Here is a 24,182-nt window from a genome sequence, read left to right as displayed (position 1 = left end):
AAAAGCAGAGCGTCGCTACACAACTTCTAGATTCTAGAGCCACGTAGTGGCGTTCTAGAGCAGCGCTTTTTGCTGCGTCCTAGCAGTTGCGAAGCAACGCCCTAGATTCTTGCCACACCGTGGCGTTATATCCCCGATATCGCTGACACTGCTACCGCGGTGTTGTAGATAATGCCTGTTACTTGCGACCAAAGCGTTAAGTTATCTTTGTATTCTGTATCTAATGGTACAACTATGGTGTCACCTGGCTCCATTGAGCTGCCACCGGTAAACCACATTGAGGATTCTGGTACTTGAACAGAGCCATCAGCTTTTAATATGTAAGTACGTGATTCATCAGCACGTTTACGTGGGCCGCCAGATAAGGCTAAATACTGCTCATAGGTTAAACCGGGTTTAAAGCGATGAGTACTTGGGTGCTGTACTTGGCCCATCACAGATACGGTTTGATTGGTTGCAGGTATATAGAGTGCATCGGCATCTTCAAGCATTAGATCGGCGCTGTCGATCCCTAATTCAATCGCATTGATATCGACAACCAAACGACCAACCGTTTTCACGTTTTCCAACTGATTTAACATCATTTGTGCGTCGTTATAACCCACCGTTGGGGTGTCTTTGGTTAAGGCTTTAGCGGCAATCTCACGGCGCAATTCATCAGCAAGTTTTGAAAGCTCCTGCTGTTCTTTTTGTTGAATAGATTTACGTAAAAATACTGCACTGCGCGGTGCGGCATCATCCGTCATACCGCCGGCACGGGCCAGCACCTGTTTTAAGGTTTCGCCACGCTGAATACTATAAGTGCCTGGGAATTTAACCTCGCCTTTAACGGTCACCCAGCGGGTTTCTTGCCAATCGGGCAGTGTACGTACTGTTAAGATGTCACGACTTTGCAGTTTGATATTCGCTGCAGGGTCATTTTGCATAACTCGCTCTAAGCTAAGCTGTACATGTTCTACTTTAACGCCATTTTGCTCGGAAACTTGCTGACGTGTTAGTTCGGCCGATAAGGTATAGGCACCTTCTTCTAGCCCACCCGCAGCAATTAACAACTCTTTTACATCGGCATTAACTGTTATTGGGTATTGACCAGGAAAGCGAACATTCCCATTGATATTCACCAGCTTAGCGGCATCACCAAAACGACTTTGCTCTTTGAGCTTTTTGATAATCGGCTTAAGTAGCTCTTCACGGTCGGCATAGTCAAATACAATCACGGAATCGCGTGGCTTTAGCTTAGGATTGTAATGTGATTTTGGCTCACCAATGGCTCTACCGAGATTAATGCGCTCGACTTCAATATCACCTCGTTGGTTAATTTCTCGAACGAGTAGGCTGTAATCTAAGTCTGCGGAGATGGTTAAATCCCCCCAAATTGAAGGTAATAAATCAGCAACCGTTAGACCATTTGTCCATTGATATTTACCAGGACGGATGACTGCACCAGAAACTGTAATAGCATTATCAATCCGGCTTGAAGCTGAGCGCACATTTAGTAGGTCGCCATTTTTAGCTATGGTGCTCAGGCCCGAATTTTCAGTTAAATCAACACTTACAACGGTTTTAACAGCTTCACGGCTGTAACGTTCAATGGTGCTCGCTTTAGGATATGCACCAGGGTTTAAACCACTGGCCATATTAATTACATCGGCCATGGTTTCGTTATTTTTTAACTCGTAAATCGCAGGGCGACGTACTTCACCAATCACACTAACGCTGCCACCTGCGGATGGGATAAACACTACGTCTCCAGATTGTAAACGCATATCTCCCGAAGCATCGCCACGAAGCAATAAGTCATATAAGTCTAAGCGACCTATTGTTTTACCCGCTCGTTTTAATTGGATATTACGCAAGCTACCGATTTCATTCACCCCTCCAGAGATGAATAGTGCTTGAGTAATGGTTGATAAACTCGACACAGTGTAAGAGCCAGGTTTGTATGCATCCCCCGCCACAAAAATTCGGATTGAGCGTAACTCACCCATTGTGATGTTGGACTCAATGCCAATCATACTTTGGCTGATTTTTTGTTGTAATAGCTCGCGTGTTTCGGCAAATGTTAGCCCAACTAGCGAAATCGGGCCTAAATTAGGAAATTGCACAGCGCCGTCACGGCCCACGGTTAACGTGAACTGGTTATTTTCTTTACCAAAAAGCTGCACGTTTAAGGTATCACCGGGGCCCATCATATATTCTGCAGGCACTGGCACATCTGAAACGGGTGCAAAGGTACTAGGCGAACCAGCAAATAGATCGTAGCCAAAACGTTTTAACTGATTTTCTTTTTTATCTTCAATAGCTTCGACTTTCGCTTCTGTTTTAGTGGCTTGATTAAGCTTATCGTCTTCGGATTGGTCAACTACATTGTTTGTTGCCGCCCGTTGCGTCACCACTGTTGGGTTTTCAATAACTGTCGATGTAGCTGAACCACCAGTGATCATTGACGGATCAATACCGTACTGGCGAGCTAAGCGTTCCTGCTCAGATTTAGGTAGTTGTTTAAATTGCTCAATCATCTGCGGAGAGGGCGTTAATGCTTGCGCCTGAGTGCCCATCAATATCGTGGCACTTAAACCCACTATGATGAATTTTTTGATTTGTTGTAACACCAGATATCTCCGATTGGTTAAAGATGGAAAACAATGATAAAGCAGAGCGGACTGCGCGCTTCCAGAAAAAAGCAGAGCGTCGCAACGCGACTTCTAGAAAGAGCAGATCGGGCTGCGCCCTGCTAGATTCTAGAGGCACGCAGTGGCGTTCTAGAGGCAGAAAGTCGTCCTGGATTCTAGGTCCTAGGTTTAGATCCTAGTGCGAGCTTGCGAGCGTCCTAGATTCTAGGGCCTAGAGCAAGCTAGCGAAGCGCTCTTTGCTGCGTCCTAGTAGTTGCGAAGCAACGTTCTTCTTCTCATTCAGGCACGCTACCGATTATTCCGTATGTCCATATACTCTACCCTGCGGGCTTGCTAAAGCAATTTTGAAGTGTTCCTGACACTTCTATCGCGTGGCGGCCAGAGGCCTTCGGCGTTCGCTTAACGAATGAAACTATTCATTCGATGCCTTTCAGGCACGCTACCGCCCATAGATTGCGGCCCCTATATTGCCCTTCGCACTGCGAATATTTAAATTTTTCAATACTTTAAAAATAACTCAGTTAACAATGAAGTCTACTGTTCATGTAAATGATGTAAAGGTACTCCCTTCACACGCTAAGCATTCGGTAGCTTGTCATTATCTTCTAAGTGCTCAGTATTAAGAGTCAGAATCTAATACTTGCAGTTAAGGTTAAACCTCATACTGCAACAGCGTAAAATCAAGTAAAACTTTAGTTGTATAGTGAATTTTTAGCTACTATAAACTTGCCGCACATTGTACTGCCTAACCACTACATCGTTTGTTCAAAAAAACTGCACACGATTCATGTTTGATTTTTTATGATGCAAACTTTGTTATTTGCAAAGCGCGATTGTTAAAACAAAAAATAACATACTGAATATGTTAATATTTTAAGTTCAATTCCTACTAGCCAGTAGAAATGACCTGTAGCAAATGTCTTACAAGACTCTAAGTAAAAATCCTACTTAGCAAGTAAAACCCGTTACTAATTACACCCGTTCAACCGAATGTTCCGGTACAGATAGAGTATTGATCTGGCCCATAATATTGAATAAAACGTGACAGCGTTTGTTTGCACATTTTTCTTGGAAAATGCCTTCTAAATCAACAAACGGACCATCTTTAAAGCGAATTTTTTCCCCGTTTTTTAGCTCTAATTCATTGTCTAAAACTGATAGGGATGGCGTTAATTCTTTCATGCGAATGGCGTGAATGATGCGGTCGTCAATTGGTGTCATTTTTTCTTGGCAATTGACGATACGACTCACACCACGGGTAGAGTGAACCTGCTTGACGCTAGTCTGGCTTGGGTCGAAATTGATAAACAAATAGTTTGGAAACAGAGGCACACGACAGATCCGCTTCTGACCGCGTTGAGATTTTTCTTCAGAGACCATGGGTAAGTATGTCTCTAAATTTTGAAGTGCTAAGTTTTGTTGTGCCCTCGCTTCACTTCGAGGTTTACAGTACAAAAGGTACCATGCCTTCATCTATTAATCTCACTACCCTATGTTAAGTGACGTCCATTCACGGGCCGCAATGATAGCAAAGTTGTTAAGACGGATGGAAGCAGTTTTTTAGTCCCCAAAGCATTGCTGCTCGGTATCTAAACAGCTGTCAGATATATTAGAAAAATCAATATTAATCGGTGTTGGCGGCAAGTTGCAGATAATCTCACCAGTTAGCAAGCCAAAATTGACTTTAGTTACTTTTAAAGGGTATATAAGGTGGGATTTTAGCGAAAATATTCCATTTATCGCTCAAATTATTACTTTTATTATAAGAACGTAACAATAACTCATACGTAAACCTCAGCGATTCAACAATTTAGTTTGGCTTTTAGGGGCAAGTTAAATCAGGAATTGACTGTTGAGAAATGAGAAGAGCAACAACTATTTTCTGTAGTGACATCATCCTGCTTCAGGGGCGCTACAGGCAATCACGAGCTTAAGGTGGAAACTTCATGAGCGTAGCAAAACCACAAGGGACAATGCTTGGCCATCCCAAAGGTCTGTTCCTTCTGTTTACAACAGAACTCTGGGAACGTTTTAGTTATTATGCAATGCGTGCCATTTTGGTGCTGTATTTGGTGGATAAAGTACAAAGCGAAGGTGGACACGGTTTAGGTTGGACGCAAGCCGATGCCATTTCGTTATACGGGACCTTCACTGGACTTGTTTACTTGACACCATTACTTGGTGGTTGGTTAGCCGACACCTTTCTGGGCCAACGTCGCGCCATTATGATTGGCGGTACTTTAATGGCGGCTGGTCAATTTATTTTAGGTACGCCCCATGCTTGGGTGCCTGGTATGGAAACTGAAGTTTTCTATGTTGGCTTAGGCACGTTAATCTTAGGTAACGGCCTGTTCAAACCGAATATTTCTACCATGGTGGGCGACCTGTACGAAGAAGGAGACCACCGCCGTGACGGTGCATTCACCATTTTCTACATGGGGATCAACGTTGGTGCTTTCCTCTCTGGTATTATCGTAGGTTCTGTGGTTGCCGCTTATGATGGCAATTTCCAAGCCGGCTTTATCTGTGCCGGTATTGGTATGATCCTGTCATTGATCATCCAACTTGTGTTTGCGCAAAAGTTACTCGGTGATATAGGTAGAACTCCCGCAGCTAAGCTTGAAAAGCAAAAAGCGGCAGAAAAAGGTGAAGTTCGTAAAGAGCCACTCACTAAAGTTGAACGTGACCGCATTAAAGTCATCATGGTAATGGGCCTATTTACCATCATTTTCTGGGCTGGCTTTGAGCAAGCTGGCGGCCTGATGAACCTGTTCACTAACGACTTTACCGACCGTATGATCGGCACTTGGGAAGTTCCAACCACTTGGTTCCAATCATTAAACGCGATGTTTATCGTGATTTTTGCCCCTGTTGTAGCCTCAATTTGGGTACGTTTAGGTAAGAATGAACCTAATTCGCCTGTTAAGTTTGCTTTGGGCTTAGTGCTGTTAGCCGTTGGCTTCTTATTTATGATCGGCGCCGTTGTTGAGATGGGTGGTGATGCCTCCGCAAAATCAAGCATGTGGTGGTTAGTGGGTGCTTATTTCTTCCATACCATGGGTGAACTGTGCTTATCACCTATTGGTTTATCTATGGTCACTAAGTTAGCTCCACTTCGTATCGCTTCGTTAATGATGGGTTCTTGGTTCCTATTTGTGGCCGCAGCAAACAAAATTGGTGGTGTGGTGGGTTCCTTTATTGGTCATGGCGGTGAAAAAGAAGAACAGCTTGCCAATGCAATGGCTATTTTCTCGGGTATTGCCATTACCGCGGCACTTTCTGGCGTGATCTTATACTTTATGGCTGATAAGTTAGTCGATTGGATGCATGGAGCAGAAAGTAAGCATCACAATGAAGCTGAAGCGCTAGAAGATGAAATCGCTGTCACTGCTGAGCACGAAGCAATTAAGCGTTAATCTCTGATCTGTATAATAAAAAACGCTGCACCTGGCAGCGTTTTTTATTTATTAACTTGTAATACTAATCGTATTAAATATCTGTTCATTCAGCGGGAGTTAAACGGGCTTTAGGCAAGGCGAAGGCTTGAAGGCATAGTGGCGCTCTGTCGAAAGCCTTAAGCCTTCCATGCCACTTAACCCTCCCCCCAAAATTACAAACTGAGTTGCAAAAAACCACCAGCGGGTAAATGGGGATCGTAAACTAGGCCTTTGAATTGATTATCTAATAATTGCTGTTTATGTGCTGATTCATTGGTGGCGATACACAGTTGCTCGTGAGGTAATATCGTGCGGAACTGAATACTCGGTTTCCCCCAATCTAACATTCCCAACTGTAAGCTCTCTGGGAGTGCCAGTGGGCTTAAACCTTCATCATTGCGTAAATAGCACCTTAGCCCCTTCCCTGCTTGTGCTATCGCGGCTCGATACCGAGTTAACTCTATCGCGACGTAAACAATATCAACGGTAATATCTAGACCAGACTTAGCTAAGCGCTCATTCAAGTAACTCAACATATTGAATGGCTCGATGATGGTTTTACTCTGGCCACTTCGAAAACTCTTCAGTTTTTGATTCACAAAACTACGCAGCAATACACAGGCAAATGCCGCGCGATTATCCTCAGGATAGAGATGAGCCATGTACATGATGAGGTAATCACTGCCCACCATGGTGGAGTCAATAAAATAGCTGCTGATATCACTACTTTTAAACAAGCTGTAATCGACTTTTGCGGCGGGATAGCTGATGTTAGATGCGGGAAAAAGCTGTTGTTGAACTTGCTTTGCCGCTTCTACACTTTGCTCGAGAAGTGACAAATTATCGTTCAGTTCTTGATGAGACAAGGCATCAAAATCTGCCTGCGTTACATCATCAAGTTGGCTTCGTTGTAAACCTTGCTGAATTGACTGCTCAATGATGAATAGATCAGATACGGGCTTAACCAAATAATCACATGCACCGATTCGCAGCGCTTCAACCACATCGGCCATCACATTGTTACCTGAGATGACAATAGAAGGGACCAATGGGTCTAGTTTATTCATTTCTTTGAGCATATCCAAACCGCCAAGTTTGGGCATGCTCAAATCCGCTAAGATAATATCAAATCGCTGTTGCTTAAAATTAGTGAGTCCTTGCTCACCATCACAGGCCTGCACGACTTCAGCACCACGGCCGATAAGGAAGGTGGCAACGATTTGTCTAAAGACGGGATCATCTTCAACCCACAGAATAGAAACACCATTTAACGCCATAAAGATTCCTGCGTAACATTTACTGCAACTTCATTCAATCATGACATAGGAAGAATCTTAAATATGGCAATAACTTGGCTACACATTAACGCTAGCAGCCAAGTTAGCTCATAAGCTTACTCTAGTTCCTGCATGTATTGATCGAGCAACTCATCATCTTCTTGTTTTTGAGGAACATTACCATCATAGACCTTATAGTCCATGTGTTGTAAGTACGCATCCTTCACGAAGGTATATGGATCGAGCGCATTATCAACTAACCTTTCTTGGTCAATCGCAGATGCTCTCGCATGGAGACTCTTCAAACCCCATTTAACAACGGACTGCCATATCGTCAGCTCTGATAGTGGGAAGTATAGACCATCAACCCAATCTGATGCGAGTTCACGAACCACATAGGGACCGGCAAAAGGCGCCATGAAGTAAGGGCCATTAGGTACACCGTAATAGCCTAATACTTCGTTAAACTCATCCTGTTTACGCGGCATCCCCATCATATCTGCCACGTCAAAGACACCCAGCAACCCTATAGTACTATTGATGGTAAAACGACCGCCGGCATTCGCTGCCCATCCCCACTTACCTTGCAGCAGATTGTTGACCGCGCTACTAGGCTCTTCCAAATTCTGAACAAAGTTATTCACCCCCATTTTGGCAGGAAGTGGAATATAGTCGTTATAACCATGTGCAACGGGACGATACAGGTATCTATCTAGAAATAGATAGTTAAAGTCCCACATAGCACGGTTAAATCCTTCAAAGGGATCTCTTGGATCTTCGTAAGTAATTTTTACATTTGAAGCCGTATCCTTTGGAGTGGTCTCAGGTACAGCAGTCTCTGCACCATAGACCTTGGGCAGTAAGGCACATCCTAAAAGAACCCCTATCCATTTCAACTTCATATTACTCTCTTAAATAAATGTACTGCCGAGTTAACGAGTTTTCGTTAAAGTGACGACTAACAAGTGACGATAAAGGATTAGTACTCTAAGTCTTATACTCAGTATGACAGAGAAAATACCATCCAATCGCCTTGCATAAAGCGCATTAGCTTACTTAGCAAAATCGTTTGGTCAATTGTTAATTTTTAAATAACGTACCGTAAGATATTCTAGCAAGGGTCTAATATGGAGCCGATTCCACTCAGTCAAATGACTAATGCATCACTAATCACTGCGGGAGCGCAAAGTGATGTGCCAAATGCTAACTTTCGGCCAATCCCTGCTGAAGTACAGTTATCCCCCGAAGGCGACAGTATTATTCTAAACGGTACAGAATATAATTTAAAGCTGGTTAATGCACTTCAACGCCAGGTTTTACTCAACGCGAGTCAATTACTTGTCAACCCAATCCCTGCGCAGACTACTGAATCAAGCTCAGTTAGTCAGACCAATCAACTCCTTGCATTAGGTACAACTGTCAATCTTAAGCTGCCTGATGCAATTATTTTGCTCGCGCAACAAAACGGCATTCAACAATCAAAACTCTACGCCTTTGCAGCTCGCCCACAAGGCTACCCGCTTCCAAACGTTATCGTTAATGAGAAGACATTCCAGTTCGCTAACGGCGCAATTGTGCAGCAAGATCCTGGCACAAGGCTTAACGCCGGAGAATATCAGGCAAAAATCGCGCTTTATCAAGGGAAACCTATTTTAGTGTTGACCCCAATACTGAGCAAACTTGAAATACAAATCGGCGCGCCAATAAATGAAACTCAGCTTCCCACTTTTGATAAACAATCTACCCATATTGTGATGAGCAAAATGGAGCCAGTGCAGATTATTACCCAATTTCTGCGCAAGCTAGAGGGGTTGGTATCTCAATCGGATGCCTCAGCAAGTATCGCAACAACTAAACGTGAAGTGATACCCGAAACAAAGACTCAAATTGTAGGGAACGCTACAGACGTCCCTTTGTTCAAAAATAAGCAGGCCGATAATACTGCTAGTCTATCGCTTAGTACTGAACCTAAGCTGACTACAGGTCAGCAAAATTTGGAGCAAAGTAATAAATTTCAAAATCTTGAGTCCAAAGTAGCTGGCTCTCAACTCAAGGAAAATCTCAATGAACGCGCCGCTATAGAGGCCAAGAATGCAACAAACATGGCTAATGCTTTGTTAACTCAAAATAACAAATCTGATTCAACGGGCCCACAAGCAAAAGTATCAAGTTTACTAAATGGATTATCGACAAAAGAATTCGCTAGCGATGCGACACTCCAGAACCTTAAAACGCAGCCACAAGTAGACATTTCAAATACTCGCAAGCTACATACTGAAGAAAATACAATGGTTAATCAGGTGCTTCAAAAAGCCTTTACTAAGGCTGGCGCGCTACCTATTGACCAGATGCTTGTGCGTAGCAACACAAATTTAGCGGCTGAGCTATTAAAATTGTTACCCCATTTAAGCCCATCCCCTTTAGGTCAATTGAGCGACCCAAGTGAACTAAAGGCCCAAATTCTTGGATTAGCCACGTTAAACCTTGCGACACCGCAACTAAACCAAGCTTCTACGCTATTCAACGCTGGTGCAATTACCTCACTATTTCAATTGTTATTGGGATTTCGAGCGAATAATAGCAACAACAGTATGAGCGCAAAGTTGGCTGATTATTTAGAACAGCTCCAAGCCAAAATCGGACTGTCCAGTCATCAACTTAATCAATTTAGTAAAGCGGGTGGCTTAGAAAGTATGGGGCAACTCGCCTCAAGCTTACAGCTTTACCAACAAGCTAGTAGTGAGAATAACGGCAACCTTGTATGGTTTTTTGCCCTTCCCTATGGGATTAATCAACGCCATGAACAATTAGAGGGTAAATTCGAGCGTGAAGCCGACAACGATGAACAACAAAAACATAAGGGCTGGCATTTACAATTGAAATTTAATCTCGCCCAAGGCCCCTTGTTGATCGCTGCACGGTTTCATCAACAGGTTTTAGATATCCAGTTTAAAGGGGATAATAAGCAGCTACTTAGTCGTGTCGATAACTTTTTAGCCCCACTTGGACAAAAACTATCCCAGCTAGGTTTTACACCAGGTGAACTATCGACACAATTGGCGCCCATTCCTGCTACCTTACTCCCTGGTGATCATTTTCTTGTGAAAACCAGAGCATAATTAACGAGGTCTATCTATGGCAGAAGAATGTAAAACCCAACAAGCAGTAGCCTTAAGCTATGACGGGAAACATGCTCCAAAAGTAGTCGCATCGGGTGAAGGGCTCATAGCAGATGAAATTATCGCCCTCGCCAAAGCCTCAGGGGTATATATTCACCAAGATCCCCATCTCAGCAATTTTTTACGACTATTGGAACTGGGTGAAGAAATACCCAAAGAACTTTATCTGCTGATCGCAGAACTCATTGCATTTGTCTATATGTTAGATGGCAAGTTCCCAGAGCAGTGGAATAATATGCATAAGAAGATTGTCGATAAGGCTTAAAACAGAGCAGGCTTAACGAGAGATGCTAAAATGCTTAGCTGCATGAGCGCTTCGCAACTAGAAAAACACAGCATCGCTCAATAACTGCTCCAGCAATGTTATTAACAAGCGGCTACTCCCCAACTAGTCCGACCAACATGGATGCAGGAAATGTCAGATTTGGTATTGAACAAAATTGACCATGCAGTCGTTTGCTCCTTGTCGATTCCAGCACCTCGCAGTGGCGCTCTAGAGACCGAAGGCCGCCCTAGATGAGCCATTATTTTCGGTGTAAACGGATCAATAACTCAGCTTCGGCTTTTGGGAGCTCACACTCTTTGATTAACTCATCCACCCCAGCACCAAGAGCAACCATCTTCATCGCACGAGTGTAAAGTTTAGCTTGAGGGTCTTGTTGAGTAGACTCTTCAATACGTTCAGATTGCTGATGTAAGCGCTTTTCAAGCTCGATTACACGTCGCCCCATCCCAATTGTGCCACTGCGGAGCTCCTGCATTTCTCGCTTAAAGCTTTCACGCTGACGGTCACCTTCCTTCACTAAAACTGTCAAGGCCTCAACTTTACTGCGCAACTTACTTAATTGTTTTTGGAGGTAAAGGACTAATCCCAAACACGCAATTACATAAACCAAAGCTGCGATTATAAATTCATCGCCCATTCATAATCCCTACACATCTCGAAAGGCTAAATCCGCAAAGCTTAATAATGCTCAAAGCTTAAGAACGACTCGATACTCAATTTTATAGACAATAAAAAGCGGCAGAATTTACTGCCGCCGACAAATTCAAGCTTAGAGTTGATTTAACTCAGCCCATTCTTCGTCTGATAAAAGCTTGTCTAAGTCAACTAAGATCAATAGCTCGTTGTCGCGGTTACTGACGCCTTGGATAAACTTGGCACTTTCTTCAGTTCCGACATTTGGTGCGTTATCGATCTCTGAGCGGCGTAAATAAACCACTTCAGCAACACTATCAACCAAGATGCCAATAACTTGTTTTTCTGCCTCGATGATCACAATACGAGTTGAGTCATCCACTTCGGCAGACTGTAAACCAAAACGAGAGCGAGTATCGATAACCGTAACCACATTACCGCGTAAGTTAATAATCCCTAATACGTAATGTGGCGCGCCAGGCACTGGAGCGATTTCGGTGTAACGTAGCACTTCTTGCACTTGCATTACATTGATACCATAAGTTTCGTTGTCTAACTTAAAGGTAACCCATTGCAATACAGCATCATCTTTACTTGCAGCCACGGCTGCGACATTTCTTGAATCTTTCATGTTTACCTCAACCAATGGAGTCTTGACAGCCTAAACCCGAATCAAGCATTTCAACTAAAGCTTGAACGTGCAAAATGCCACACATTTGTTCTTTCACCACACCAGCTAACCAAGGACGTTTCCCCGCTTTGCTGCGCCAATTTACTTGCGATTTGTTAATCTTTACGGCATTAAGCAGGGACTCACAAGCTAATCCCCAATTACTGCCTTCTAATAATACAAGATATTGATAATTTACCGATTGCGCCAGTTTATCAGTGTATTTTTCTGGCATAACCCACGCGCAAGTATCAACAAGATTTAACTGCTCTTCTCTGTGGGTTTGTACTCCCAAGAACCATGAAGGGCGGCCAATGATATGGTTAATCCTTTCAACCTTAACAATTCCACCAAGGCTAACCAAGGGAACTGCTAATGTTAAACCTGCTACTTTAAAGAATAGTACTTGAAATTCATCATCGAGCACTTCTTGCAAATCTTTTGTCACACTCGGAGGTGCAAAACCAACCTGCGTCTCTGGCGTTATCGAGTTAGACTCAATTTGTTCAGGTTCAACCACACTAGATTCAACAGTTTCCTCAGGTTTTGACACCATCGGTGTTACTGGTTTAACGGGTGTTGATACAACCTCCGCGGGTTTCTCCTCTGTAACATTGGCCGTTTTCAGCACAGGCGCAAGTAATTTTTCTAACGCCTGTTTATTCACCAGAGGGGGCGCACTCTCAGCGGTCGCCATAACCGTAGGCTTTGACTTAGCCAATTGGACTTCAGGCGTAGCAGTGTTTTTGACTTGTGTCTTAGACTGTTCATGATCGGCCAAAATGGCATCATTAAGTAGCTGAGCTTCAGTCTTTGTCTTCAGTGCTAAAGATGTCGAAACGCCCTCTTGAGGTTTAACTTGGGAAGCAACAAGAGCACTATCCTCTTCGTGCAACAGTAACTCAAAAAAATCAAAAACAGTTTCATCAACCGATTTTGACATGACCAAACTCCCCAACTAGAAGAAAATCTAATAATCTTTCGTAAGCTTTTACACCACGACACCCACTTGCATAATGCGAAGCAGGTAAATGTGCCAAACTTGCATCTCTAAATTTAGTATCAACAGGGATGACATCTCGCCAAAGGCTGTCACCATATTGTTCACTCAAAAGCTGTAGCGCGGCAGGAGAAGCTTTCGTCCGCTTATCATACATCGTTGGCACGACTGTATAACTGTAACGAGTTTTCTTCGACCTCCCCATAATCTCCATCGTCTTCACCATGCGCTCTAAACCTTTGATGGCGAGAAACTCAGTTTGCACAGGAATAACAATATGCTGGCTTGCCGCGAGCGCATTTACCATGAGTACCCCCAACACGGGTGGACAATCCACTATGGCTACATCATATTCATCTGCCACAAGCGCAAGTAAATTACGCAACACAAGCCCCATCCCCTCTTGATGACCCAATGCCCGGTCAAGCGTTGCAAGCGCCATAGTGGCGGGCAGTAAATCTAGGCCATCCACTAAGGTTGGTACGATATGTGATTGAACCAATTCTTGAGTTAAGTTTTTATGTGCGATGAAAACATCAAAGAGCGACCCTGGAACTTCTTCCGAATCAATACCAAGATAATAACCAAGCGAGGCGTGTGGATCGGTATCTATCATAAGTACACGTTTGCCCCGCTTAGCAAGTGCACCTGCTAAGCTAGCTACAGACGTGGTTTTACCCACCCCACCTTTTTGATTCGCAATGGTCCAGACCTTCAAAGCACTGACCTCTTTAATGTTAAAGCTTGGCGATTAGCTAGGCTTATTTAGAGTAACATCTGTGTTACTCACCTTCTCTTGTCGTCACTCGAATCCCACCATTGGGTAAACTAATGACTTTGACCCCATCAGCATTCTCAGAAATTACCACAGGAGCATTATCCAGAGGCTGCACGCTTTCCCTTGAAACAGACGGTGCCGTCTCTGAACGCAATGCATCAGGTACAGAATCCATTTGGGCTTGCGCTTTGGCATTACCATTTGAAGCTCTATCAAGCAGAGATGGTACCTCTGCTGAAGAGGACGCCGCTTGAGGCCCAAGCGTTACCGCTGTCTGCACTCCAGGCTCGGCCATTTTGAGCATTGCTTTAGTCTGCTCAGGATGCGAAGCAAGCCAATCAGCAATGGCTTGAGCCTGTTCATCAGGCACCATCAGCATGATTTGAGTTGACTCTAAACGCTTAACATCTGAACGCAGCTTTAAAATTTTTCTATGGTAATCAAAACTTAACGCACCAAGACACACTATAGCAATCGACATTAATACCATTATAAGCACAACATTCGTGCTTAAGTGTGAATTGGGACTAGCCACGTACCGACTCTTTTAATATTGACTCAGCCATGTGTTCCAATGAAATTGACTGAGTGGCAATTCCTGCACTAGCCACCGCTTGTGGCATACCATAAACTACACAGCTCGCTTCATCCTGCGCCCAAATGGTTGCACCAGCGGCTTTAAGCATTCGAGCACCTTCTCGACCGTCAGCTCCCATTCCTGTCAAAACCACAGCAAGCACATCACCACCAAACGCTTTTGAAGCAGAAGCAAATGTAATATCAACACATGGCTTGTAGTTCATTTCGGCACTGCCCGCGAGCACTTTAATGCGCCCCGTCACGCCGGTTCGCTCAACCATCATTTGCATACCGCCTGGCGCTAAATAGGCGCAACCTGGACGCAAAATATCACCATTTGCCGCTTCTTTTACCTCGATTTTACACAAGCCATTGAGTCGATTCGCAAACGCTGGGGTAAACGCCGCGGGCATATGCTGAATCAGCAAAATAGGATGTGGATAATTTGCAGGGAATTGAGTCAGGATTTTTTGTAATGCAACAGGTCCACCTGTAGAAGTACCAATTAACAACAACTTGTATTGCTTACCACTGGCACGAATGGATGATACTGGTGAAGAACGAACTGGCGCCGAAACGTTTGGCGCTGACGTCCCAACACTCCCAAGCACAGCGCCCGAACTTGACCGTGGCGTAACGGGTGTAACGGGTGTAACGGGCGTAACACTAGGGCGTACAATTGGACGAAAAATCCTACGGCGACCTAAAGCTTTCACTCTTTGTTGCAAGAGCAAAATTGCTTCATCTTTATTGGTCGCAATATCTTCAAAACGCTTAGGTAAAAAATCCAAAGCGCCCGCATCCAACGCATCCAAGGTTGCTTTTGCACCATCGTGAGTTAACGATGAAAACATCAAAATGGGAGTCGGACACTTTGCCATAATCTCGCGCACAGCTGAAATACCATCCATGACTGGCATTTCAATGTCCATGGTAATCACTTGGGGGTTAAGCTCAGCAGCCATCTTCACCGCTTCGGCCCCATTAGAGGCCGTCGCGATCACTTCCAGTTCAGGATCTTGATTGACTATTTCACTAACACGTCGTCTAAAAAAACTTGAGTCATCAACGACTAATACTTTAATGGCCATTCCATTCCTTAGCTTGGAAACTAACTTTTATTTTTCGCATAATGCTTTAGTAATCCTGGGACATCCAAAATTAAAGCTATACCGCCATCGGATGTAATCGTTGCCCCTGCCATACCTGGCGTACCATGTAATAAAGCACCAAGCGGTTTAATGACCACTTCTTCTTGGCCAATCAGCGCATCTACAACAAAACCAATCTGCATAATGCCTAACTGCACAATCACTACATGGCCGTGTTTTTTATCTCCATGCTTAAAGTTGGTCTTATTTCGATGCAACCAATGCTCTAGATAGAAAAGCGGTACCGCCTTGTTGCGAACTATAACTGTAAGTTGCCCGTCAACAATGTTAGTTTTGGTGAGGTCGAGGTGGAAAATTTCATTAACACTGGATAAAGGTAGAGCAAAAACTTGTTTAGCCACATCGACCATAAGTGTTGGCATAATTGCCAAGGTTAATGGCACTTTAATCTCAAGTATGGTGCCCTTACCTTTCATGGAGTCGATATGGACTGTACCGTTCAACTGGGTAATACGGGTTTTAACTACGTCCATCCCCACGCCACGACCCGAAATATCTGATATTTCGACCTTGGTTGAGAATCCAGGAGCAAAGATCAGATTATAGGCTTCGTTATCGGTCATTCGAGCTGCGGAGTCTTCATCTAAAACGCCACGCTTGATTGCTATTTGTTTTAACTTTTCAGGATCCATCCCTGCGCCATCGTCTTCGATTTTAAGCAGAATATGGTCACCTTCTTGGCTAGCAGAAAGTGTAATTACACCTGTTCTCGGTTTTCCACACGCCTCACGGTCACTAGGCATTTCAATACCATGGTCGACAGAGTTACGCACTAAGTGGACTAATGGATCTGCAAGCGCTTCAACAAGGTTTTTGTCTAAGTCAGTTTCTTCCCCGACCAATACTAAATCGATCTCTTTGTTGAGAGTACGGGCTAAGTCACGTACCACACGGGGAAAACGGCCAAAGACTTTCTTAATAGGCTGCATGCGAGTTTTCATCACTGCGCCTTGCAAGTCCGCAGTAACTAAATCCAAATTCGCAAGCGCTTTAGACATTTCTTCGTCATCACGACTTATGCCTAAACTTACCAAGCGGTTACGCACCAATACTAACTCACCCACCATGTTCATGATCTGGTCAAGTCTTGCGGTGTCAACCCGAACGGTTGTTTCACCTTGAGGCACATTAGCAGAAGCTGCAGGCGCCACTTTGGCAGGCGCTTTTTCAGCAACTGTAACCTCAGTTTTTACTGTTGCCGCTGCCGGCTTAGGTGCAGGCGCCGCAACATTTACCTTAGGAGTGACAGGCGTAACTGGTGTAGGAGCAGTTTGAACTGATTTCGCAGGCTCAGTTTTGGTGATAGGTTTAGCAGGAGCACCGCCTTTTCCATGCAATTCATCCAGTAACCGTTCGAACTCATCCTCTGTGATTTCATCAGAATCGACTGGAGCAGGAGGTGGAGTCACGGCTTCAGCCTTAGGTTTTACTGGCGCAGCCGCTTCAACTTTACCACTAAATTTGCCAGAGCCATGAAGTTCATCAAGCAGAGCCTCGAACTCATCGTCAGTAATATCATCACTGGCACTGGCAGGTTGTGCTTGAGGTTTAATACTTGCTGAAACCGCTGGAGTCGCTTCAACTTTTGGAGACGTTACGCCGGGGCCTTTCCCTGAACCATGCAAGGCATCTAATAAAGCTTCAAACTCAGCTTCGTCAATTTCATCAATACTAGAGCTGGTTGAAGCGCCATTTTCAGCAGGCATTTCCTCAACAACAGCAACCTCGACAACAGGTTCAATGATCGGTTCTGGTTCTGGTTCTGGTTCTGGTTCTGGTTCTGGTTCTGGTTCAGGCTCAACTTCTGCACTAACTTGCCCCATTTCTGAAGGTAATGGCTCACCAGAACTGAGCATTTTCAATTTCGCAAGTAAGGCAGGATCGGCAGGTTCTTGTTGCTCCCCTTGCTGGGTTTGAGCAAACATCGTATTTATCGCATCAACGGCTTGAAGAATGATGTCCATTAACTCAGCGGTAACGCTACGCTTACCTGTGCGTAATAAATCGAATGTATTTTCAGCCTCATGGCAGACATCAACCATGGGAGTCAGACTAAGGAACCCTGCGCCGCCTTTTACGGTGTGAAACCCCCTAAAAATGGCATTTAGCAAGTCAGTATCATCAGGATTATTTTCAAGGGCGACAAGCTGCTCTTGAAGCAACTCTAATATTTCCCCCGCCTCAATTAAAAAGTCCTGGAGTATCTCTTCATCTACATCAAAGGCCATCAAATTGACTCCCAGTTAGAAACCCAGACTCGATAGCAGATCATCCACCTCGTCTTGACCCGTTACGACATCTTGACGAAGTTCGGCATTCATTATCGGCCCTTCAGCTTCAATATTATTTTTCTGAGTAATCTGACTCTCAATTATTGGCTGCTCACCAAACACCGTCAGCATAGACACCAGATTACTTTCAACTTCCATCACTAGATCGATTACCCGACGGATCATTTGTCCTGTCAGGTCTTGAAAATCCTGCGCCATCAATATTTGGTTGAGCAATTCACGTAATCGGTTTGAATCCAGTTCACTACGCGACATCAAATGCTGAACATTGTGACAAAGCACTTTAAAATCACCGAGTGCAATTTCACGACGCATTAACTTATCCCAAGATGGCATCACTTGCTGGATATTCGCGGTTAATGCATTCGCTAACGGCAAGCATTCTTCAACTGCATCCATCGTTTTATTTGCAGCTTGCTCCGTCATGTCAATGACATAACTCAGCCTTTCCTTAGCATCGGGTATTTCAGTATTAGCTAACTCAATCAAACGATTATCGATTTGGAAATCCATTAATGCGCTGTGTAGTTGCCGAGTCAGTTTTCCGACTTCGTCAAAGAGCTCTCTTTGGAGTGGAGCAGCGAGTTCCCTAAATAAATCATCCGCTTGAGTTTGTTCATTAGCGTTCAATAATTCAACTAAACGCTGCGCTTGCTCGAGCGTGATGAGCCCTGATGTTTGTGACTTCATAGCTCATCCCTGCTTAAGCGAGTCGTTCGAATATTTTATCTAACTTCTCTTTTAAAGTTGCTGCAGTAAAAGGTTTAACGACGTAGCCATTCACTCCTGCTTGCGCAGCAGCGATAATTTGTTCACGTTTTGCTTCAGCGGTCACCATAAGCACAGGTAAATGCTTAAGGGAGTCATCTGCTCTAATTGCTTTGAGCAAATCAATCCCCTGCATTCCAGGCATGTTCCAGTCTGTGACGACAAAATCAAAATCCCCTTTTTGCAACATTGGCAAGGCGGTTGAGCCATCGTCCGCTTCTTGGGTGTTGTTAAAGCCCAAGTCTCGCAACAAGTTCTTGATGATCCGTCTCATTGTCGAAAAGTCATCAACGATGAGAATCTTCATATTCTTGTCCAAGGTTTCCTCCGGTGAGCTGACATTCAGTGCTCAATTAATAATTATACTTATGTCCAATGCTTGAGTTTGCCTTTGAGTCGCAACATTGCCTGACTTAGAATCTGGCTAACACGCGATTCGCTTACCTCAAGAATGGCGCCAATTTCTTTTAAATTCAATGCTTCATCGTAGTACAACGATAGCACTAGCGCATCTCTTTCGGGCAATAATTTTATTGCCTCTACAAGTGCAGAATGAAACTGGGTCTCTGCCAACACTTCAAACGTACCATCACTAACATTATCGCTTGTGGTAAGTATATCCTGTGATACGCCTAAGTCCTCTATCCCTATGATTTTACCAACAGAAACATCGTTAAGAATATGATGGTACTCATCTAGCGTCATATCAAGTTTTTCTGCAATTTCTGTGTCGCGTGCATCACGACCCAGCACTTGCTCTAACTCATCAATGGCATGAGCAATTCGACGATTATTACGGTGGACAGAACGAGGAACCCAATCGCCACGACGGATTTCATCCAACATGGCACCACGGATCCTTATGCCGGCGAAGGTTTCAAACTTTGCACCTTTACCGCCATCAAACTTAGATGATGCTTCTAATAACCCCATCATCCCCGCTTGAAGCAAGTCATCGAGCTGCACTGAAGCAGGTAATCTGGCGAGCAAGTGATGTGCAATTCTTTTAACCAACGGTGCATACTGTTCAACGATTGACGTTTTATTGTCTAAACAAGTATACGCTGCGGCTTTATTCACTCGTTTTTTCCTCTTGAAAATCTGGTCGCTGAACTAATCGCTCAACGAAAAACTCCAAATGCCCACCAGGTTGCTGGGGTACTGGCCAGCTCATAATTTTATTCGCTAGACCATGGTAAGCAATCGCTGCAGGAGATTTAGGATAAGCCTCAACTACAAGCTTTTGCTTACGTACCGATTTACGCAGATTCTCGTCAAACGGTATCGTTGCCACTAATTCAAGTGCCACGTCTAAAAATCTGTCGGTCACTTTACTGAGTTTAGCAAACAATTCCATACCTTCGCGCAAACTACGCACCATATTTGCAACAATTTTAAAGCGGAAGACGCCGTGTTCACGGCTGAGGATTTTGATTAACGCATAGGCGTCAGTGATTGAGGTTGGCTCGTCACAAACAACAACTAGCACATCCTGTGACGCACGGGAGAAACTGAGCACCATATCTGAAATCCCCGCCGCGGTATCGACGATAAGAATATCAAACTGGGTACGCATCTCACTGAAAGCACGAATTAACCCCGCATGTTGCGCAGGACTTAATTCGACCATACCCTGAGTACCAGAGGTCGCGGGGACAATGCCAATACCTTTAGGACCGCGGACAATAATGTCGTCCAGCTCAGCATCGCCTGAGAGTACATGGGAAAGGTTACGTTCAGCACGGATCCCTAACATGACATCGACGTTTGCTAAGCCAAGGTCGGCATCAAGCACTAAGACACGCTTGCCCTTTTCGGCTAATGCTACTGCGGTATTGATGGATACACTGGTTTTACCCACGCCACCTTTACCACCCGTAACCGCGATTACTTTCACTTTTTCGTTATAGGGTTGATTCATCATACGTAAACCACTTGCTTGATCCAGGGTCATAACTCTACTCAAATGCACAGGTCATATTATCTGACCACGCTGTGTCTGGTAACGATTGTTGTTCAGTGTTTTCTAAGGCCGCTAATGCTTGCTCTGCGAGCAGTAAAGTATCGGCAACTTTCATATCTTCGGGCACTCGCTGCCCATCCGTAACATAACTTAATGGCAACCCACTTTGGATCAACACACTTAATGCGCCCGCTAACGACACGGATTCATCAAGTTTGGTGAGCACAACACCAGATAATGGAATGCGTTTAAAGTGATTTACAGCATCTTGCAGCACGCGGCGCTGTCCTGTGGCAGACAGTACCAGATAACTGCGGATAGGTATTCTGCTATTTGCAGTTAAATTATCAAGTTGCTGGTAAAGCCGCATATCTCGTTGACCCATACCAGCAGTATCTATCAATACTAGCTTGCGATTTCTGAACTGATACAGAATTTGCTCTAGCTCAGCAAGATCATGGGCTTGCTTAACGGGGCATCCCATAATTTTGCCATAAGTCGCCAATTGCTCATACGCGCCAATACGATAATGATCTGTGGTAATCAAAGCCACTTGGTCCGCACCATGATGGGCAGCAAAGCGAGCCGCTAATTTGGCTAAAGATGTGGTCTTCCCCACACCCGTTGGGCCAACCAGCGCCACAACACCGCCTTGCTTAACGATATCATCACCTTGATTATCAAGCATATTGGCTAGACTTTGTGGCAAGGCACGAACTAATTCTGCCGGAGTATAGTGTTGACTAAGCGCCGCTAACTTGTTCGCCACTGCAGGAGAAAACTCAGCCTCCAATAATTTTGACTCCAGCATGGCGCCCACAGGATCGATACGTTTTTTGTGTTCAGTCATCAGCGCAGACACTTGATGGGTGAGCAGATTGCGTAAAGATGCTAACTCATCACGCATCGCTTCGAGATCCGCATTTTGCTTCTGTGATACCTGCGGCTTCTTATCGAAAGCATTTCCCATATCACGGCGCTCAGTTTTTTGCGCCGCGGGAGCCTGTAAGGCTTGTGCCCACGCTGGCAGCTCCGCGTCTTGCTTTTGATGGGTGAGTTGTTGGTTTAAACGACTTTGTTGCTTCTCGAGCAAAGCTTGGAGAGAGTCCGCTGGCGCTGAGGGTTTAAGCTTAGTTTCAGCACGAATCGGCGCTTTGGCACCAAGTGACACTAAATCATCACTCACATCCATAAAGGTAGGTGCAGCTGCAGGCGCTTTCGCTTTTGGCTCGTCGTAGTCAACGGCGGCCACAATCTCAATGCCGCCATTCACTTTTTTATTCGACATAATCACGGCATCGGAGCCGAGCGTGTCCTTCACTTGGGCCAGTGCAGCACGCATGTCTTTGGCAAAAAAACGTTTAATCTTCACTTATGCGTCCTCTACTGGCCGACGGCAGACACTATGCGTATTTGCTTTTCATCGGGGATTTCTTGGTAAGAAATCACTCTGAGATTTGGAATAGTATATTTAACAAAGCGAGACAGTGTCGCACGTAACATACCTGACGTTAGCAAAATAGCGGGTTGACCAACCATTTCTTGCTTTTGAGCGGCATCCGCTAAGGATTGCTGCATGCGCTCTGCAAGGCCAGGTTCGATATTGGGGCCATCGCCACCGGTTGCTTGCATTGATTGATGCAACATCTGTTCCAACTCTGGCGCCAAAGTTATGACGGGGATTTCAAGTTCAGGACCGGAGATCTCTTGAACTATCATGCGCTTCAATGCAATACGCACGGCCGCCGTTAACACTTCTGTATCGTTACTCTTAGTGCCGTATTCTAACAAAGTTTGCACTATGGTACGCAAGTCTCTGACAGAAACTCCTTCATTTAATAGGTTTTGCATCACTTTTACGACATTTCCGAGCGGCATCACATCAGGAATAAAGCCATCCACCAGCTTAGGCGAATGCTTGGCAAGCATATCCATCAGTTGTTGCACTTCTTCGTAGCCTAAGAGCTTCGCCGCATTATTCGTCAATATTTGACTAATGTGGGTTGCCACCACTGTCGCGGCATCCACCACGGTATAACCTAAGGTTTGTGCATGTTCACGCAGCTCAGGGGCAATCCACACGGCTTCGAGACCAAAGGCAGGATCACGAGTCTCGATACCATCGAGCTTGCCATAAACTTGGCCAGGGTTGATGGCAAGTTCGCAGTCATGCCGAATATCAGCCTCTCCAACCACCACGCCCATTAATGAAATGCGATAGGCATTGGGTGATAAATCGAGATTGTCACGAATATGTACCGCAGGCACCAAGAAGCCCAGTTCTTGCGAAAGTTTTTTACGTACCCCTTTGATCCGACTTAGTAACTCGCCACCTTGGCCCTTATCGACCAATGGAATTAAACGGTATCCCACTTCCAGACCGATAGTATCAACATGTTGTACATCGTCCCAACTGAGTTCTTTTGGCTCTCTATCCAGTTTTTCAGTTGGACCCGTTTTAACCTGTTCGAGGGCTTTAGTGCGTTTAGCTTCATTACGTTTATACACAAAGTATGCGGCTCCGCCAGTGATTGCTGCGAAACCCAAAAACGCCATATGCGGCATGCCTGGAACTATGCCCATCACGAATAATACGCCCGCAGCGATGCTCAGAGACTTATGACTGTCAAACATCTGACTAATTAGCATCTGCCCCATATCGCCAGATTCATTTTGACGAGTCACCATCAACGCCGCGGCGATTGACAGTAATAAACCAGGGATTTGCGCGACGAGACCGTCACCGATGGTTAACAGAGTATAAATTTCAACGGCTTGAGAGAATGTCAAACCATGCTGCACAATCCCGATAATAAACCCACCGAGAATGTTGATAACCAAGATCATAATACCGGCAATCGCATCGCCCTTCACAAACTTAGACGCACCGTCCATTGCACCATAGAAATCGGCTTCGCGGGTCACCTCGGCGCGTCTGGTTCTGGCTTGATCCTGATTAATAATGCCAGCATTTAAATCGGCATCGATGGCCATTTGCTTACCAGGCATCGCATCTAAGGTAAAGCGAGCACTCACCTCGGCAATACGGCCAGCACCTTTAGTGACAACGGCAAAGTTGATAATAATCAAAATGATAAATACGACTAGACCGACAGCATAGTTACCGCCAATCACCACGGAGCCGAAGGCCTCAATCACCTTACCCGCGGCGTCACCACCATTGTGACCTTCGAGTAATACCACACGGGTCGAGGCCACGTTAAGCGCGAGTCGCAGCAGTGTCGCAACTAATAAAACTGTTGGAAAAGCAGCAAAATCTAAGGGTCTGTCGGTATAAATCGCGACAAGAAGAACAATCAAAGCTAAGGCTATGTTAAAGGAGAACAGAACGTCGAGTAGAAACGGTGGGATAGGCAGCACAATCATAGCCAATGCAGCAAGCACTAGCATTGGCGTACCTATCCCCTTGAAAGAGCTCAGTCTCAACTGTTTTACTTGGCCTAGGGTGGCTTTAACATCCATTCACAGATACCTAAACTTTGACGTATAACAGCC

20 protein-coding genes are annotated in these 24,182 nt (G+C 44.8%); 3 read left to right on the top strand and 17 right to left on the bottom strand.

Annotation, left to right across the window (positions count from 1 at the left end; genetic code table 11):
* Nucleotides 1–125 precede the first annotated feature (125 nt).
* Both EYR25_RS06120 and rfaH read right to left on the bottom strand, forming a co-directional pair.
* Nucleotides 126–2,612, bottom strand: a complete 2,487-nt coding sequence (locus EYR25_RS06120) for an SLBB domain-containing protein (RefSeq protein ID WP_133178843.1) — start codon at nucleotides 2,610–2,612, stop codon at nucleotides 126–128.
* A gap of 993 nt (nucleotides 2,613–3,605) precedes the next feature.
* The gene (rfaH, locus tag EYR25_RS06115) at nucleotides 3,606–4,106 is read right to left on the bottom strand and encodes a transcription/translation regulatory transformer protein RfaH (RefSeq protein ID WP_133178842.1); all 501 of its coding nucleotides are present in this window, start codon (nucleotides 4,104–4,106) and stop codon (nucleotides 3,606–3,608) included.
* Nucleotides 4,107–4,579: 473 nt separating this feature from the next.
* On the opposite strand from rfaH, the gene EYR25_RS06110 reads away from it, so the two are divergent.
* Entirely contained in the window at nucleotides 4,580–6,049 is a 1,470-nt protein-coding gene (locus EYR25_RS06110) for a peptide MFS transporter (protein ID WP_023267157.1), read from the top strand.
* Between the two features lie 194 nt (nucleotides 6,050–6,243).
* On the opposite strand, the gene EYR25_RS06105 is transcribed toward EYR25_RS06110, so the two are convergent.
* On the bottom strand, nucleotides 6,244–7,347 hold the full coding sequence (locus tag EYR25_RS06105; protein ID WP_023267156.1) for a response regulator: 1,104 nt from the start codon (nucleotides 7,345–7,347) through the stop codon (nucleotides 6,244–6,246).
* 116 nt (nucleotides 7,348–7,463) lie between these two features.
* Nucleotides 7,464–8,249, bottom strand: a complete 786-nt coding sequence (locus tag EYR25_RS06100; RefSeq protein ID WP_023267155.1) for an MlaA family lipoprotein — start codon at nucleotides 8,247–8,249, stop codon at nucleotides 7,464–7,466.
* Between the two features lie 225 nt (nucleotides 8,250–8,474).
* Here EYR25_RS06100 and EYR25_RS06095 point away from each other — a divergent pair, with 225 nt between their 5' ends.
* Together EYR25_RS06095 and EYR25_RS06090 are read left to right on the top strand one after the other, a co-directional pair.
* Nucleotides 8,475–10,466 carry a hypothetical protein gene (locus tag EYR25_RS06095; RefSeq protein WP_133178841.1) on the top strand — a complete coding sequence of 664 codons (1,992 nt, stop codon included), beginning with the start codon at nucleotides 8,475–8,477 and terminating at the stop codon, nucleotides 10,464–10,466.
* 16 nt (nucleotides 10,467–10,482) lie between these two features.
* Entirely contained in the window at nucleotides 10,483–10,791 is a 309-nt protein-coding gene (locus tag EYR25_RS06090; protein ID WP_023267153.1) for an EscU/YscU/HrcU family type III secretion system export apparatus switch protein, read from the top strand.
* Nucleotides 10,792–11,050: 259 nt separating this feature from the next.
* Here the strand turns inward: EYR25_RS06090 and EYR25_RS06085 are convergent, their stop codons facing one another.
* The 13 genes from EYR25_RS06085 to flhA form a co-directional block, all read right to left on the bottom strand.
* On the bottom strand, nucleotides 11,051–11,449 hold the full coding sequence (locus EYR25_RS06085) for a DUF2802 domain-containing protein (protein ID WP_133178840.1): 399 nt from the start codon (nucleotides 11,447–11,449) through the stop codon (nucleotides 11,051–11,053).
* Between the two features lie 132 nt (nucleotides 11,450–11,581).
* On the bottom strand, nucleotides 11,582–12,076 hold the full coding sequence (locus EYR25_RS06080; protein ID WP_023267151.1) for a chemotaxis protein CheW: 495 nt from the start codon (nucleotides 12,074–12,076) through the stop codon (nucleotides 11,582–11,584).
* Nucleotides 12,077–12,083: 7 nt separating this feature from the next.
* Complete coding sequence (locus EYR25_RS06075; RefSeq protein WP_133178839.1) at nucleotides 12,084–13,058, bottom strand: chemotaxis protein CheW; 975 nt, start codon at nucleotides 13,056–13,058, stop codon at nucleotides 12,084–12,086.
* On the bottom strand, nucleotides 13,042–13,833 hold the full coding sequence (locus tag EYR25_RS06070) for a ParA family protein (RefSeq protein ID WP_133178838.1): 792 nt from the start codon (nucleotides 13,831–13,833) through the stop codon (nucleotides 13,042–13,044). The genes EYR25_RS06075 and EYR25_RS06070 overlap by 17 nt, the downstream gene beginning before the upstream one ends.
* 64 nt (nucleotides 13,834–13,897) lie before the next feature.
* Entirely contained in the window at nucleotides 13,898–14,383 is a 486-nt protein-coding gene (locus EYR25_RS06065) for a membrane anchored protein in chemotaxis locus (protein WP_133182755.1), read from the bottom strand.
* A gap of 37 nt (nucleotides 14,384–14,420) precedes the next feature.
* Entirely contained in the window at nucleotides 14,421–15,563 is a 1,143-nt protein-coding gene (locus EYR25_RS06060; RefSeq protein ID WP_133178837.1) for a protein-glutamate methylesterase/protein-glutamine glutaminase, read from the bottom strand.
* 20 nt (nucleotides 15,564–15,583) lie between these two features.
* The gene (locus EYR25_RS06055; RefSeq protein ID WP_133178836.1) at nucleotides 15,584–17,872 is read right to left on the bottom strand and encodes a chemotaxis protein CheA; all 2,289 of its coding nucleotides are present in this window, start codon (nucleotides 17,870–17,872) and stop codon (nucleotides 15,584–15,586) included.
* Nucleotides 17,873–17,887: 15 nt separating this feature from the next.
* Nucleotides 17,888–18,625, bottom strand: coding sequence for a protein phosphatase CheZ (locus EYR25_RS06050; RefSeq protein ID WP_023267145.1), 738 nt, complete (start codon nucleotides 18,623–18,625; stop codon nucleotides 17,888–17,890).
* 13 nt (nucleotides 18,626–18,638) lie between these two features.
* Nucleotides 18,639–19,022: a chemotaxis response regulator CheY gene (gene cheY / locus EYR25_RS06045; RefSeq protein ID WP_007649667.1), complete on the bottom strand. Its 384-nt coding sequence runs from the start codon at nucleotides 19,020–19,022 to the stop codon at nucleotides 18,639–18,641.
* Between the two features lie 47 nt (nucleotides 19,023–19,069).
* Nucleotides 19,070–19,783 (bottom strand): RNA polymerase sigma factor FliA, encoded by a 714-nt coding sequence (locus EYR25_RS06040; RefSeq protein WP_023267144.1) that lies wholly within the window; start codon nucleotides 19,781–19,783, stop codon nucleotides 19,070–19,072.
* Nucleotides 19,776–20,657: a MinD/ParA family protein gene (locus tag EYR25_RS06035; RefSeq protein ID WP_011622085.1), complete on the bottom strand. Its 882-nt coding sequence runs from the start codon at nucleotides 20,655–20,657 to the stop codon at nucleotides 19,776–19,778. The genes EYR25_RS06040 and EYR25_RS06035 overlap by 8 nt, the downstream gene beginning before the upstream one ends.
* Before the next feature lie 4 nt (nucleotides 20,658–20,661).
* Nucleotides 20,662–22,038 carry a flagellar biosynthesis GTPase FlhF gene (gene flhF, locus EYR25_RS06030; protein WP_023267143.1) on the bottom strand — a complete coding sequence of 459 codons (1,377 nt, stop codon included), beginning with the start codon at nucleotides 22,036–22,038 and terminating at the stop codon, nucleotides 20,662–20,664.
* Nucleotides 22,039–22,049: 11 nt separating this feature from the next.
* Nucleotides 22,050–24,149: a flagellar biosynthesis protein FlhA gene (gene flhA, locus EYR25_RS06025; protein WP_133178835.1), complete on the bottom strand. Its 2,100-nt coding sequence runs from the start codon at nucleotides 24,147–24,149 to the stop codon at nucleotides 22,050–22,052.
* Nucleotides 24,150–24,182: the final 33 nt, after the last annotated feature.

Origin of the sequence: Shewanella decolorationis (genome assembly GCF_004354305.1) — a bacterium.
Lineage (GTDB): Bacteria > Pseudomonadota > Gammaproteobacteria > Enterobacterales > Shewanellaceae > Shewanella > Shewanella decolorationis.
This window is presented reverse-complemented; position numbering and strand designations above follow the sequence as displayed.